Below are 13,704 nucleotides of genomic sequence, written 5' to 3' on the forward strand. Positions count from 1 at the left end.
CGAACGAAGTCGGCGGCTTCCTGAGCTACCGTAACTTCGGTGAGGTGTCGTACTACGGTATCGACATCTCCCTCACGCTTCAGGCGACCGATGCATTGTCGATGTTTGCCAACACGTCGATCCTGAGCGACGACTTCTTCGACAACGAGGAGCTGGAAGAGACGAATACGTCGCTGAGCCTCGCGCTGAATGCACCGGCGTTCAAGGCGAAGAGCGGGTTCGACTACCGCTTCGACAGCGGCTTCTCCTTCGGGATGACCGGTAACTACGTGGAAGGCTTTCCGGTGGAAACCGGTCCGTACGTCGGTGAGGTGGACTCGTACTTCCTCCTCGATGCTCGCGTCGGGTACAAACTGACGTCCATTCCGGGTCTTCGCGTTGATATCACCGGCAAGAACATCCTCGACAACGAGCACCGCGAGTTCGCCGGCGCCCCGGAACTGGGCCTAGCCGTCTTCGGACGGATGCAGTATACGTTCTAATGCGAAGGGCGAAGGTTGAAGTGCGAAGGTTGAAGTCCGAAGTGATTGCCAGGTCCGGTCGGGGGTATCCCGGTCGGGCCTGGCTTTTTGCGTTCCTACGTTAGGTTGCGACGTTAGAACGTTGATTCGTTGGGAATTACGGATCGGGAATTACTGATTGGGGATTGGGGAGTTGGGGTTACCGGGGGAGGGTGAGGACGACGACCTTTCCGGTGGGCGATCGGGTCGCTTAGGTACGAATCTGCCTCTAAGTATAGGGCGCGGTTTTATCGGCCACGTCCGGCCGACGACAAACCACCGCGATCCCGGAGGCTGCGGGGGGCATCACGCCGGAACGATGACGCCCTTCGCCTTTCGCCTTTCGCATTCCCAATCCCCCATTTCACTGGCTCTTCGGAATGCAGGCGGGCGCGCCTTTTGCACCCGTGGAGGGCGTTACGTACAATGGTTACCTGCTACTCTCATGCCCGTCTTTCGGGCACGCGGCTCCGCTGCGGCCTCTGGCTGTGACGGGGCTCGCCACGGCAGTTCCCCGACGGACCTTCCGCTTTTCGCACGCTCCGGCTCATGTTTGGAGACTTTATCCCGCTGTTTATCATGATCGCGCTGGCCACCGGGCTGGCGCTAACGCTTCTAAAGGCGGCCGAGCTTATCGGTCCCAAGCGGCCGAATCGCATCAAGCGGACGCCGTACGAAAGCGGCATGGACCCGATTGGAAGTGCCCGAGAGCGGTACTCCGTAAAGTTTTACCTCGTGGCGATGATTTTCATCGTGTTCGACGTGGAGGTCGTGTTCATGTATCCCTGGGCGGTCAGTTTCCATGACTTCATCGAGGGAGGCGCGGCCTTTGGCGTGATGGTTGTCGTAACCATCTTCACCGTGATTCTGTTGATCGGTCTGGTCTACGACATCAAGAAGGGCGGACTGGACTTTGAGCAGTAGGGCGCCGGATCCGCGTGAGATGGGCGTTTTTCGCTCGATAAACGGGGAGAGAAGCCGTCGCGAACGGGGCGTGATCCCCGGTCTTGTTTCTGTCTCGTCTGAAACAGGGGCCCTCGGTTAACCATACCACCTGTCCCTGGAAAGAACGGGTCGAACGTACGCTTGCAGGTGATGTCTGCCCGGCCGTTCTCCATCCGTCTCCGTGCCACGTACCCTTGCGATCGCTTCGCCCGGCCCGTCTGCCGGGTTGACCACCATACTGTGCGGCCGCAACGATCCTGGCGGCGGGATGGAACAGGCGTCACTTTTTACACCAATGCAGATAATACCATGGCTGGAATGACTCCGTCCGGTGGTGAGGGCTTTTTCACCACGCGCGTTGACGCGGTGCTCAACTGGGCGCGCTCGAATTCGCTGATGCCGATGCCTATGGGGCTGGCCTGTTGCGCGATCGAGATGATGGCGTTTGCCGGCCCGAAATACGACGCCGCCCGATTCGGGAGCGAGGCCATGCGGTTTTCCCCGCGCCAGGCTGACCTCATGATCGTCGCCGGCTGGTGCTCCTACAAGATGAGCCACGCCATCCGCCGCGTCTGGGATCAGATGCCGGATCCGAAGTGGTGCATCGCGATGGGCGCCTGCGCCTCCACCGGCGGCATGCACCGGTGCTACGGCGTCGTGCAGGGAATCGACAACTTCCTGCCGGTCGACGTGTACATCCCCGGCTGCCCGCCGCGCCCGGAATCCGTCCTGCACGCGCTGATGGACATTCAGGAGAAGATCCGGAACGAATACTCCGTGCTGCAGGACTACACAGACGGCCCGCTCGTAGAGCGCGCGCCGATTGTGCATGAGAACAGCAGCAAGTTCCCCGCGCAGCTCGAGAAGCCGAAAACGCCGAACTTCGTCGTGGAGGCGCCAAACGCAAAAGCGGAAGACGCGACGAGCAATACGGCGACCACTCCGGTGAAGGCATAGCGCCACGCGCTGCTGTACCCCCTTTCCAACCCTTTTTCCATCCGCGCCCGCCCCTGCTCATGCGCGACGACGAACGCAACGCCCAGCCGAAAGAAGAGAAGCGCGAGCACGAAGCGCTGAAGTTTTACTATACGCCGACGGATGAGGCCCGTCCCGAAGACTCGGAGTCGAATCCCCACGCCAAGGGGACAACCCGCATCCCCGAGGTCATCGATGCCCTCGTCGAGGAGTTCGGCGACGTCGTGTGGAATGTGGAGTCGTACGCCGGGGAAGACACGGTTTTCGTGGAGAAGGAAAAAATCCGCGAGGTCTGCCGCTTCCTCCGGGAAGAGCTGAGCTTCACCTACTTCGCGGACTGCGGCGGCATCGACCGCTTCACCGAGGACGAGCGCTACGAGATGTTCTACAATATCCTCTCGCTGGAGCGCAATAAGCGAATCCGCCTGAAGGTGCGGATTGACGAAGACGATCTCAGCGTGCCGAGCGTCAGCCCGGTGTACCGCGCCGCAAACTGGAACGAGCGCGAGGCCTACGACATGCTCGGCATCACGTTCGAGGGCCACCCGGATCTGCGCCGCATGTACATGCCGGAAGACTTCGAATACTTTCCGCTGCGGAAGGAATTCCCGCTGCTCGGCGTCCCGGGCTCGCTGCCCCTTCCGCCACAAACGCCGGAGGGCGAGCTCACGATGGACCCCTTTGCCGCCGCGCACGGCTCAAAACCGACCAAGAGCTACCTGGAGCCGAAGTCAGACTTTACCGACGACACGGATATCGAATGACGTCGAGACGGCCTTCCGTTCCGACGTTGTAATGAACCACACGCGAACCGCAATTCCCCCATGGCCACGGCCCCACAATTTCCCGGTCTCGACTTCGGCGACAAGTTTCGCTTCTGGCCGAAGCACAACGAGAAGATTTACGAGCGTCTTGAAGCGAAGCACGCGTGGATTGAAGAAAAGCGTGCCGCGCAGGGCGACGGCGGCGTTCCTGCGACCGAGTGGTCGGAAGAGGACCCGCTGGAGAATGAGATGATCCTGAACATGGGGCCGCAGCATCCGGCTACGCATGGTGTGCTGCGTTGCGTCGTCAAGCTGGACGGCGAAACCATCGAGAAGGCCGTCCTCGACATCGGTTACCTGCATCGCGGGATCGAGAAGCTGGCCGAGTCGAAGACGTACCAGGAGTTCATGCCGTACACCGACCGCATGGACTACCTCTCGCCCTACTCCAACAACGTCGCCTGGTGCCTTGCGGTGGAGAAGCTGGCCGGGATCGAAATTCCAGAGCGCGCGGCCTGGATTCGCATGATCATGTGCGAGCTGGCGCGCATCTCGTCGCATTGCCTCTGGCTCGGCGTCGGCCTCATGGACGCCGGGGCGGTCTCCGGTTTCCTCTGGACGTTTCAGCAGCGTGAGGACATCTACTCGATTTTCGACGAGGTCGCCGGTGCGCGCTTCACCGTCAGTCACGCCCGGATCGGGGGCGTGGCCTCCGATCTGACCCCTCGCTCGTTCGAACTTATCCGCGCCTTCTGCGACAGCTTCAGAGAGGAGCTGGCCAGCTGGCAGAAATTCCTGAATCGAAACCGGATCTGGATCGAGCGAAACAAGGACGTCGGCCGTATCACGAAAGAGGAGGCCATCGAGCTCGGCATGACCGGACCCAACCTCCGCGGATCCGGCGTCGAATACGACGTGCGCCGCTTCGAGCCTTACCTCAAATACGATGAAGTCGACTTTACCATCCCGATTCGGGATGAAGGCGACTGCCTCGCCCGGTACTTCCTGCGGCTTGAGGAAATGGAGCAGAGCATCCGCATCATCGAGCAGTGCCTCGACCGCATGCCCGAGGGCCCGATTCGTGCGGACGACGCCAAGCAGGCCTACCCGTCGAAAGACGAGGTGTATTACTCGATGGAGGGCATGATTCACGACTTCATGTACACTGACGTGGGCACGCAGGCGCCGAAAGGGGCCAATGCGTACCACGCGGTCGAAAGCCCGAAAGGCGAGCTCGGATTTTACCTCACGAGCGACGGGACGGGTCGCCCCTTCCGGGTGCGGATTAACGCGCCGTCCTTCACGAATCTCCAGGGCATGGAGTACATCATGGAGGGCTCGCTGGTCGCCGATACCGTTGTGATCATCGGCTCGATCGACCCGGTGATGGGGGAAGCGGACAAATAGCACGATTTCGAGTGGCGAGTGTCGAGTGTCGAGCATCCTCGGCCGCGGCACCCCGAGCCATTCGACGAGACGCATACGACATTCGAACCTCGAAATTCGACACGGAGCATGAGCCAATTCGACATTCAACGGCCGGTGGTCGAGCTGCCCGACCAGGATCCCGATCCGGTTTTTTCCGACGATGAACTCGTCTGGACGGAGAAGGAGAAAGAGCAGATCGAGCAGTACAAGGCGAAGTATCCGGAGCCGGATGCGGCCATCATGAGCGTGCTCTGGATGGCGCAGGAGAAGTTCGGCTTTCTACCTCCAGAGGTGATCCAGCTCTGCGCCGACACGCTCGATATGCCGTTTTCGAAGGCATACGGCGTCGCCACGTTTTACACGCAGTACTACAAGGAGGAGCAGGGAAAATTCGTGCTCGATGTGTGCACCTGCTTCACCTGCCAGTTCACTGGCGGGTACGACATTCTGCACTACCTGGAGGAGCAGCTGGACGTTCATGCCGGCGAAACCACCGAGGACGGCATGTTCACCCTTCAGGAGGTGGAGTGCCTCGGCTGCTGCGGCTCGGCCCCGATGATGCAGGTCACCAACGGCCCGTACGTTCACAACCTCACCAAAGAGAAGGTGGACGACCTGCTGGAGAACCTGAAGAAGGGCGAGATTCCGAAGTTTACATCGGTGACGCTGCCCCAGGACGAGGACGAAATGGGCGGAAATCGCCGGTCCGACGCCGAAACGACGGACACCTACAAGACGCAACCGCGTTCGAAGACGATCAAGTAGTGATCCTCGCGACGACGGTCATCTTCGACACCGGCGCCCCATGGCTACATCCGACGATTCCTCCGTTTCGACGCGGACACCGACCGCTGCGTCCGCGGCATCCGCGCGAGAGACGCTCGTCGACGCGCTGGGGGCGGATGATGAAAAGGGTGAGCGCCTCCGGAACGGCGACGCGCCGTATGCGCGCCGGCTACTCCGCTCGCTCGAGGATAGCAAGTCGTACGTCTACGCCCTCGGGGCGATCATGACGGTGATGTCCGTTGTGCTGCCGACCGCCGGGCTGTACGAGTTTTTCCGTCGGGTAGACAACCTCGAACCCATCGAGCTGATCGGCGTGATCGCCGCGGCCTGCGCGGTGGCGGCCATCCACATGACCATTGCCGCGTACGTGTACGTGGACTGGCGAACGAAACGGCTCTGCTACCGCGCCCTGGCGGATCTTCCGTCCGACGACACGATGGCGGTCGATGACGCCTGATGCGGCCACCCAGGCGGCCGCGACGAGCTACCGATACCCCTTTCCGACATTCCCGACCGAGATTTAATTGTATCCCATGGAAGCTACCAACGGGAGTCCAACATCCAAAGCGGGGGACTGGCGCAACTACGAGCGCGTCCTCCTTCCGCCTGTCCGCGATCTGCATAGGCTGGAGGTCTACAAGGATGAGGGCGGATACGAGTCCCTCCGCAAGGTCCTCGAGACCAAGAACATCGAACCGGGGGATGTCACCAATGCGGTGAAAGAGTCCGGTCTGCGCGGTCGTGGCGGCGCCGGCTTTTCCACGGGCATGAAGTGGAGCTTTATGCCGGAGCCGGACGATCGCCCCCGGTATCTGGCCTGCAATGCCGACGAAAGTGAGCCGGGGACCTTCAAGGACCGGCAGCTGATGGAGTACAACCCGCACCTCATGTTTGAGGGTATTCTGATCGCGGGCTACGCCATGTCGATCGACGCATGCTACGTCTACGTTCGTGGCGAGTACGCGGACTGGATCAAGCACATGGAGAAAGAGCTGGAGAAGCTCTACGAGCAGAACCTCGTGGGCGAGAACATCATGGGGACCGACTTCTCCATGGACATCGTCATCCACAAAGGGGCCGGTGCCTACATCTGCGGGGAGGAAACCAGCCTTTTGAACTCGCTCGAGGGCAAGCGCGGCTACCCACGCTACAAGCCTCCATTTCCCGCCCAGGTCGGTGCCTGGAGCCAGCCAACGACCATCAACAACGTCGAGACGCTCGCCTGTGTGCCCCTCATCATCGAGAAGGGCGCTGACTGGTTTGCGAACACGGGTGCGGAGAAGCATCCCGGGCCCGTACTCTACGGCATCAGCGGCCACGTGAACCGCCCGGGCGTGTACGAATACCCAACCGGAATGCTGATCTCCGACCTGATCGACGAGGTCTGCGGAGGCATGCGGGACGGCAAGAAGTTCAAGGCGCTCGTGCCCGGCGGAAGCTCCACGCCTCCGCTCCGCGCGGACCAGTGCGACGGGGTCACGATGGATGCCGAGAGTCTTCGCGAGGCGGGCTCCATGATGGGGACCGCCGGTATGCTGGTCCTCGACGAAGACACCGACATGGTGTCCTACCTGCGGCGGGTCACGCACTTCTACTCACACGAAAGCTGTGGTCAGTGCACCCCGTGTCGCGAGGGGACGGGCTGGCTCGAGAACATCGTCACGCGGATCGACGAGGGCGAAGGTCAGATGCGCGACCTCGATCTGCTGCTCGATCTCTGCGATCAAATGGAAGGCCGGACGATCTGCGCGTTCGCCGACGCGGCGGCCTGGCCGGTACAGTACACGCTCAAACGCTTCCGCGACGAGTTCGAAGCGAAGTGCAAGGCGTCGGTTCACCCGGTAAGCTCCAAGACGTCGTCCGGGGTTGAAAGCGCGGCGCCGGCAACGTAGGCATCCCTTCTCGATTCTGTCTCTATGAGCCCGGATTGGTCATGAGCGATGCGACCCGCCGTCTCTTGATCGACCGCCTGGGCGATCTGGGCGAGTTCGATCGCGCGCTGCACGACACGAATCATACGCGGTACGATCGCGCTCAAGAACGAGAGGCGGGACTCTCGCCGGAATGGGTCGAGAGGCGCCGCGATGAGCTTGCGAATGCGGCCTGGAAGTACTGGAGCATGATCTTCGGTATCGTCACGGGGCCGTTTTTGATGCTCCTCCCGTTCTTCGAGATTGCGGCCTGGAATGGAGCTATGCCTGAGATTGCGCTCGTCGTCGCTGGTGTTGTGGCGATCGCCGGTGGGACGTATCGGATTTCGACACTCATGAATTACGTCCGGCGCCGCCAACTGTACGACTTGTTGGACGAGATAGAGGAGCAAAAGGCGACATCTGACGCGGCGGACCACGCGTCGACATTGGAAGCGGAGCACGCCTGACACCCCGGTCCCGTTGTGCTGCGTTTCGCACCGACCTCGTATCCATGTTCACGCCCGGCCAGACTGCCCCATGCTTCATCGCGCGCTTGTCCTCGTTTCGCTAACGCTCGCGGTCGCCGCCCTTCTGGGTGCCTGCCGCAGCGAGCCCTCTGCCACCGACCCATCCGACTCCAGTGCGGAGGTTCAAACGTCCAGGGTTCAAACGTTTGGTCAGGAGATTTCGACGGACGAGGCGGTGCCTGTCGAGACGCTCGCCGACGATCCGGCAGCACACGACGGTCGGACAGTAACTGTGAGCGGCCGGATTACGCAGGTCTGCCAGAAAAAAGGATGCTGGCTGGCATTGGACGCGGGCGACACGCGACCCGTGCGCGTTATGGTGCCGCGGACGGACAGCGGCTACGCCTTCACCGTACCGCTGGACGCAGAGGGGGAAGCGACGGTGCAGGGGACGGTTCGCCTCCGTGCGCTATCGAACGAAGAGCGTGACCACTACGCCGGCGATGGGGCCGAGCGGCCGGACACCCTCGACGTGCAGATTGCAGCCGCCGGAATCGCCCTCGCCGCTTCGACGCCGTGATGTGGCGCGCCCGAACGGCCCCTGCCGACACCGCTGGTTTGCAACGGTAAAACGGAACATCCTTTGAATCCGTAACGAATCGGTGGAGCGTTAGACCGACTCTGTCGTACGTTACTGTATCCCACCTTATCGACCCGGCTGGGGCATCGTCCCGGCACAACGAACCGACTGGACCGACTATGCCTACCGTAACCATCGACGGAACGACGTACGAGTACGAAGGGGAGCACAAGCTCCTCCAGTTCTGTCTGGATCAGGGCATCGAGCTGCCGCACTTCTGCTACCACCCGGCGATGTCGATTCCGGCGAACTGTCGACAGTGCCTGGTCAAGGTCGGCATGCCGAAAAAGGACCGTGCGACCGGAGAGGTCGAAACGGACGATAACGGCGACCCGGTGATCCAGTTTTTCCCCAAGATGCAGGCCAGCTGTACGGTGGACGTACAGGATGGCATGGTGGTCAAGACGCAGCGTGGGAGCGAGGAGGTGGAGGAGGCGCAGAAGGACACGCTGGAGTTTCTCCTGATCAACCACCCGCTCGACTGCCCCATCTGCGATCAGGCCGGGCACTGCCCGCTGCAGATTCAAGCGTACAAGTACGGCCCGGAAGGCTCACGTTTCGAATTCCGTAAGGTGCACAAGCCGAAGCGCGTGAAGCTGGGCCCGCGCGTTACGCTCGATGCCGAGCGCTGCATCAACTGCACCCGCTGCACCCGCTTCACAGACGAGATCTCGGGCTCGGGACAGCTTACGATCAACCAGCGTGGAGTTAAGAACTACCCGATCACCGCTCCCGGTGAAGACTTCGACGACGCCTACTCGATGAACACGATCGATATCTGTCCCGTCGGAGCGCTTACGGCGACGGACTTCCGGTTCAAGGCGCGGATCTGGGAAATGAGCTCCACGCCGTCGATCGTGACCACGAATGCGACGGGGGCAAACTGCCACTACTGGGTTCGCGACAACCTCGTCCTGCGCATCACGCCGCGCCAGAACCTGAACGTGAACGAATACTGGCTGCCGGACGAAGATCGTCTCGTTTACGACCGCTTTAACGAACACCGCCCGGACGGGCCGGAGGTTCGGCGCGACGGTGAGCTCACCTCCGCTTCATGGACGCAGGCGTACGCGCGATCGGCCGCCCTGCTCGGACAGGCCGATCCGGACCGGACGCTTCTCCTCGGATCCGCCAACGCCACCGTTGAGGACAACTACCTGCTGACGCAGCTGGCCGAGGCCCTCGGCACCGACACGCCGCAGTACATCCCGCACGTCGAAGAAGGAGCCGGCGACGGATGGCTCATCACCGACGACAAGACGCCGAACGCGCAGGGATGTGAGCGACTCGGCATGTCGGCCGTCGACCACGACCTGCTCGGCGCGCAGATCGCCAACGGCGACTACGACGTAATCTACGTGCTGGAAGACGATCCCGTCGCTGCCGGTCTCTGCACCGCCGATGATCTGGCGGACACGGACATCATTTTGCACTACTACAACACCGACAACGATACGCTGCCGGCATCGGATGTTGCCATCCCCGCGGCGATGGTCGTGGAAACCGTCGGGACCTACATCAACCAGACCGGCCGCGCTCAGCGTGTACGCCCCGCGAAAGAGATCCAGGGCGTCAATCGCACGCTCATGATGGAGATGGGTAAGAGCCGCGAAGATGAGCACGGTACGCCGTTCGACCGCTGGCACAACGAAAGCAACCGGGTTAACTGCAAGCCCGGCTGGGAAAGCCTACCCGAGATCGCGCGGCGCGTCGGGTCTTCAATGGACTACGAGAAGGGTCCGAAGCAAATCATGGACGAACTGCAGTCGACCAACCCCGCCTTCAAGGGGGCCACGTACAAAGCGATGGGCCTCCAGGGGGTCCAGCTCGAGGACGTGGAGGCCGGACAAACGGCGTAACAAGTTGGAAGGTCGAAATTCGAAATGCGAAGTGGCTCCTCGGTCACGACGCATGGCGGAATCCAGGCGCCTGTTGCCCTTTGGCAGCAGGCGTTTTTTGTATCGACGTTCGTTCAGCGCTGCGGCCCATGCTTCGGAAAACATCCCGGGACCGTCACGCTTCCGGATTGCTTTCCCAGGCGTCGACATGGACCTTCCATACTGCGTTTCTCCTGACCGTTTGATTATGTCCCCGCGTAATGTCAAAGCAGACAAAGTTTCTCCTCGACGAGTCCGAGCTGTCGACGCACTGGTACAACCTGAACGCCGATGCAGAGGCGCTGGGATTGGACATGGGGCCCGTACTGAATCCGAAGACCCACGAGCCGGTGACTCCAGATGACCTGGCCCCGTTGTTTCCGGAGGCGCTGATCGAACAGGAGATGGGAACGCAGCGGCACATCGAGATTCCGGAAGCCGTGCGAGACGTGTATCGGCTCTGGCGTCCAACACCTCTGTATCGCGCACACCGCTGGGAGAAGGAGCTGGACACCCCCGCGAAGATCTTCTACAAGTACGAGGGCACGAGTCCGACCGGCTCGCACAAGCCGAATACGTCCGTACCTCAGGCGTATTACAACAAGGAGGCCGGTGTAAAACGCCTCACTACGGAAACCGGGGCAGGACAGTGGGGCAGCGCGCTGAGCTTTGCCACGCAGATGCTCGGCATTGAGTGCGAGGTATACATGGTGAAAGTCAGCTACGAGCAGAAGCCGTATCGCCGCGTCATGATGCAGACGTGGGGTGCATCCGTCACCCCGAGTCCGAGCGACAAGACCCAGGCCGGGCGTGACGTGCTGGCACGCGATCCTGACACCACCGGAAGCCTCGGCATCGCCATCAGCGAGGCCGTGGAGAAGGCCGTGCAGGACCCGAATACGAAATACGCCCTCGGCAGCGTGCTTAATCATGTGCTCTTGCACCAGACCGTCATCGGGCAGGAGGTCTTGAAGCAGCTTGAGATAGCTGGTGCAGGTTGGCCGGATGTGCTTGTTGGATGTACGGGCGGGGGAAGCAACTTTGCCGGGTTCGTGTATCCCTTTCTTGAGCAGCACGTGGACGGACGAGAGAAGCCGCGCATCGTCGCCGTTGAGCCGTCGGCGACGCCCACCCTCACGAAGGGTCACTACGCGTACGACTACGGGGACACCGCCCGGATGACGCCGATGGTTCGCATGCACACCCTCGGGCACGAATTCGTGCCGCCCCCCATTCACTCGGGCGGTCTCCGCTACCATGGGATGAGCCCACAGGTAAGTGCGCTGGTCCATTCCGGCGTCGTGGAGGCGATTAGTACGCCGCAGATGCCGATGTTTGACGCCTGTGAGCAGTTCGTTCGCTGTGAGGGGATTCTGCCAGCACCGGAGGCGGGCCACGCCGTCTGGGGCGCTCGCCAGGAAGCGTTGAAGGCGAAAGAGGCCGGGGAGGAGAAAACGATCGTGTTCAACCTCTGCGGGCACGGCCACTTCGACCTTGCCGCATACGAAGACTACCGGGAGGGGCGCCTCGAGGACTACGAGTACCCCGAGGAAGAGGTCAACAAATCGCTGGCTGACCTGCCCTCCGTGTCCATGTAGCCGGACGAAGCGGCACCCTCGATGGGATGGCGCCTGTTGCCGGGCCGGTAGCAGGCGCTGTCGTACGTCTGTGGCCGCTGCCACGGTGACCCGGCGGCTCCCGAGAGGGGTGTGGCGTGACCTGTGAGGGGACTGCTCATCCCTGCTCACGACGCCATGTTCAGTGGCCATGTTCGTTAAGCAGGCAACGAGGGCGTCTCCGGCCCGTAGGTGTGATCACGAACAGACGCGCCGGTCTGTACCTCGAACCGTTCTTCCTGACTCTTCTCCCACATGATCGCCTACGTATCCGGCACCCTTGTCGAGAAAAAAACGGAATCTGTTATTATCGACGTGAACGGGATCGGATATTTCGTTCACATCCCGACCTCGACGTACGACTCCCTCCCGAAGACAGGCGAAGACGTTAAACTGCATACGTATCATTACCTGCGCGAAGATGCTGAGGCGCTCTACGGGTTCGGTTCAACGGCCGAACAGGCGGTCTTCGAGACCATGCTGGGAGTGTCGCGCGTGGGCCCGAAGTTGGCGCTGTCCGCGCTATCCGCCATGACGCCGACCGAACTGCGTGATCATGTGGTGGAGGGCGACTCCAGCCGATTGACGGAGATCTCAGGCGTCGGGCGTAAGACGGCAGATCGTCTCATTGTCGAGCTGCGAGACCGCTTCGAAGACCTCGATGTGTTCGACGGCAGCGCCCCGCTGACCGGCGGGTCGGAAGCCCGTGCAAGTGCCCGGGCGGATGCGCTCGAGGCGCTGCGTGAACTCGGGTTCAGCCGCGCCGATGCAGAACGTGCGATCCGTACTGTTCTGCGCGACGACCCGGCGGTCCAGTCGGCGGACGACCTGGTTCGGCGCGCCCTGCGGGAAGGGTCCTCCTGACGCTCTCCGTGCTTACATTTCGAGGGCGACGAAGGGGGCAATCGTGTAGTCTCCAAACCCGTCGTCGTACCGGAAGTGCGAGTCCATTCGCACGCCGACGAGAAGCGGGCGGAGATCAATCCCGTACTGTAGTCCTGCCAGCAGTCCGCCGTAATCTGATCCTGTGTCTTCTCCGAGGTAGGTCCGGTAATACTTCCGATACATGATACCACTGTTCAGCCCGATGCGGTGCCGGGTACCCAGCGTGACCGGGTATTGAATTCGCAGATGGAAAATGTAGTGGGTCGAGTAGAACTGGCCGCCCGGGAGGAAAAGGTCATCCATCCGGTATCGGTCAGAGGTGTGTGCGATGCCCACCTGTCCACTGACCAGGAAACCTGTCGACAGGTGGCGACCGATCGCCACGGATACGATGTGGCCTGGCCCCGATACGTCGGCGTCAGGCGAAAAGAATCCGGCACTTCCTTCTATCTGCCACATTCCCGCCTTGTCCGGCTGAGCGTACGCATCCGGCCGAGGCGTGAGAAGGAAGAGAATGAGGAGGGCACAAGTGAGGGACGGGATACGCATGGCTGCATCAATTCGTGAGTTCGATGGGGTATGCGTTGGCGTAACGGTCGTCCAATCAGAGGGCGATGAACGTCTGCATTCCAAAGTGAAAAACGCTGGTGCCCTCGTCGTATGTGTATCCTTGCATGTACGCGCCCACACGAAACGAGCGGGAAAGCCGCACGCTGTACATCGCGGTTACCATCGCGCCGGTGTCTACAGAGCGCGTTTCGTCGTATATAACCCTGTCGTCGATGACAACACCATTTTGGATGCGTCGCTGCCATGCCAGGGCGCGTTTCTCCCACCGGGCTCGATTCGCCAGGCCAAGGCCAAAAGTCAATCGATGTCGTCTGAATTCAATGGGCGTGACATCGACA

At 61.4% G+C, this 13,704-nt stretch carries 15 protein-coding genes; 13 read left to right on the forward strand and 2 right to left on the reverse strand.

Annotated features, from left to right (window positions below; genetic code table 11):
* The 13 genes from ACFCU0_RS12965 to ruvA all read left to right on the forward strand — a co-directional run.
* Positions 1 to 482: TonB-dependent receptor domain-containing protein (locus ACFCU0_RS12965; protein ID WP_434974102.1), on the forward strand; the 482-nt coding region annotated here is incomplete at its 5' end.
* A gap of 567 nt (positions 483 to 1,049) precedes the next feature.
* The gene (locus ACFCU0_RS12970; protein ID WP_434974103.1) at positions 1,050 to 1,424 is read left to right on the forward strand and encodes an NADH-quinone oxidoreductase subunit A; all 375 of its coding nucleotides are present in this window, start codon (positions 1,050 to 1,052) and stop codon (positions 1,422 to 1,424) included.
* A gap of 330 nt (positions 1,425 to 1,754) precedes the next feature.
* Positions 1,755 to 2,402, forward strand: a complete 648-nt coding sequence (locus ACFCU0_RS12975; RefSeq protein ID WP_434974104.1) for an NADH-quinone oxidoreductase subunit B — start codon at positions 1,755 to 1,757, stop codon at positions 2,400 to 2,402.
* Positions 2,403 to 2,461: 59 nt separating this feature from the next.
* Positions 2,462 to 3,184, forward strand: a complete 723-nt coding sequence (locus ACFCU0_RS12980; RefSeq protein ID WP_434974105.1) for an NADH-quinone oxidoreductase subunit C — start codon at positions 2,462 to 2,464, stop codon at positions 3,182 to 3,184.
* Positions 3,185 to 3,244: 60 nt separating this feature from the next.
* On the forward strand, positions 3,245 to 4,591 hold the full coding sequence (gene nuoD / locus ACFCU0_RS12985) for an NADH dehydrogenase (quinone) subunit D (protein ID WP_434974106.1): 1,347 nt from the start codon (positions 3,245 to 3,247) through the stop codon (positions 4,589 to 4,591).
* 108 nt (positions 4,592 to 4,699) lie between these two features.
* A complete protein-coding gene (gene nuoE / locus ACFCU0_RS12990; protein ID WP_434974107.1) occupies positions 4,700 to 5,377 on the forward strand; it encodes an NADH-quinone oxidoreductase subunit NuoE in 678 nt (225 codons plus the stop codon).
* Positions 5,378 to 5,417: 40 nt separating this feature from the next.
* The gene (locus tag ACFCU0_RS12995; RefSeq protein WP_434974108.1) at positions 5,418 to 5,855 is read left to right on the forward strand and encodes a hypothetical protein; all 438 of its coding nucleotides are present in this window, start codon (positions 5,418 to 5,420) and stop codon (positions 5,853 to 5,855) included.
* Between the two features lie 76 nt (positions 5,856 to 5,931).
* On the forward strand, positions 5,932 to 7,290 hold the full coding sequence (gene nuoF / locus ACFCU0_RS13000; protein ID WP_434974109.1) for an NADH-quinone oxidoreductase subunit NuoF: 1,359 nt from the start codon (positions 5,932 to 5,934) through the stop codon (positions 7,288 to 7,290).
* Positions 7,291 to 7,331: 41 nt separating this feature from the next.
* A complete protein-coding gene (locus tag ACFCU0_RS13005; protein WP_434974110.1) occupies positions 7,332 to 7,778 on the forward strand; it encodes a hypothetical protein in 447 nt (148 codons plus the stop codon).
* Between the two features lie 70 nt (positions 7,779 to 7,848).
* On the forward strand, positions 7,849 to 8,358 hold the full coding sequence (locus ACFCU0_RS13010) for a DUF4920 domain-containing protein (RefSeq protein WP_434974111.1): 510 nt from the start codon (positions 7,849 to 7,851) through the stop codon (positions 8,356 to 8,358).
* Positions 8,359 to 8,537: 179 nt separating this feature from the next.
* A complete protein-coding gene (locus tag ACFCU0_RS13015; RefSeq protein WP_434974112.1) occupies positions 8,538 to 10,277 on the forward strand; it encodes a 2Fe-2S iron-sulfur cluster-binding protein in 1,740 nt (579 codons plus the stop codon).
* Between the two features lie 239 nt (positions 10,278 to 10,516).
* Positions 10,517 to 11,893, forward strand: a complete 1,377-nt coding sequence (locus ACFCU0_RS13020; protein WP_434974113.1) for a TrpB-like pyridoxal phosphate-dependent enzyme — start codon at positions 10,517 to 10,519, stop codon at positions 11,891 to 11,893.
* Between the two features lie 273 nt (positions 11,894 to 12,166).
* A complete protein-coding gene (gene ruvA, locus ACFCU0_RS13025) occupies positions 12,167 to 12,775 on the forward strand; it encodes a Holliday junction branch migration protein RuvA (RefSeq protein ID WP_434974114.1) in 609 nt (202 codons plus the stop codon).
* A 12-nt stretch (positions 12,776 to 12,787) separates the two neighbouring features.
* Here the strand turns inward: ruvA and ACFCU0_RS13030 are convergent, their stop codons facing one another.
* Entirely contained in the window at positions 12,788 to 13,345 is a 558-nt protein-coding gene (locus ACFCU0_RS13030) for a hypothetical protein (protein WP_434974115.1), read from the reverse strand.
* A 55-nt stretch (positions 13,346 to 13,400) separates the two neighbouring features.
* The coding region (locus ACFCU0_RS13035) for a hypothetical protein (protein ID WP_434974116.1) at positions 13,401 to 13,704 on the reverse strand (304 nt) is incomplete at its 5' end.

The organism is Longibacter sp., assembly GCF_051155795.1.
GTDB lineage: Bacteria > Bacteroidota > Rhodothermia > Rhodothermales > Salinibacteraceae > Longibacter.

Excerpts from the sequence above, each read along its gene's own strand:
- ACFCU0_RS12970 (WP_434974103.1), top strand. The coding sequence starts at position 1,050 with ATGTTTGGAGACTTTATCCCGCTGTTTATCATGATCGCGCTGGCCACC.
- ACFCU0_RS12975 (WP_434974104.1), top strand. The coding sequence starts at position 1,755 with ATGGCTGGAATGACTCCGTCCGGTGGTGAGGGCTTTTTCACCACGCGC.
- ACFCU0_RS12980 (WP_434974105.1), top strand. The coding sequence starts at position 2,462 with ATGCGCGACGACGAACGCAACGCCCAGCCGAAAGAAGAGAAGCGCGAG.
- nuoD (WP_434974106.1), top strand. The coding sequence starts at position 3,245 with ATGGCCACGGCCCCACAATTTCCCGGTCTCGACTTCGGCGACAAGTTT.
- nuoE (WP_434974107.1), top strand. The coding sequence starts at position 4,700 with ATGAGCCAATTCGACATTCAACGGCCGGTGGTCGAGCTGCCCGACCAG.
- ACFCU0_RS12995 (WP_434974108.1), top strand. The coding sequence starts at position 5,418 with ATGGCTACATCCGACGATTCCTCCGTTTCGACGCGGACACCGACCGCT.
- nuoF (WP_434974109.1), top strand. The coding sequence starts at position 5,932 with ATGGAAGCTACCAACGGGAGTCCAACATCCAAAGCGGGGGACTGGCGC.
- ACFCU0_RS13005 (WP_434974110.1), top strand. The coding sequence starts at position 7,332 with ATGAGCGATGCGACCCGCCGTCTCTTGATCGACCGCCTGGGCGATCTG.
- ACFCU0_RS13010 (WP_434974111.1), top strand. The coding sequence starts at position 7,849 with ATGCTTCATCGCGCGCTTGTCCTCGTTTCGCTAACGCTCGCGGTCGCC.
- ACFCU0_RS13015 (WP_434974112.1), top strand. The coding sequence starts at position 8,538 with ATGCCTACCGTAACCATCGACGGAACGACGTACGAGTACGAAGGGGAG.
- ACFCU0_RS13020 (WP_434974113.1), top strand. The coding sequence starts at position 10,517 with ATGTCAAAGCAGACAAAGTTTCTCCTCGACGAGTCCGAGCTGTCGACG.
- ruvA (WP_434974114.1), top strand. The coding sequence starts at position 12,167 with ATGATCGCCTACGTATCCGGCACCCTTGTCGAGAAAAAAACGGAATCT.
- ACFCU0_RS13030 (WP_434974115.1), bottom strand. The coding sequence starts at position 13,345 with ATGCGTATCCCGTCCCTCACTTGTGCCCTCCTCATTCTCTTCCTTCTC.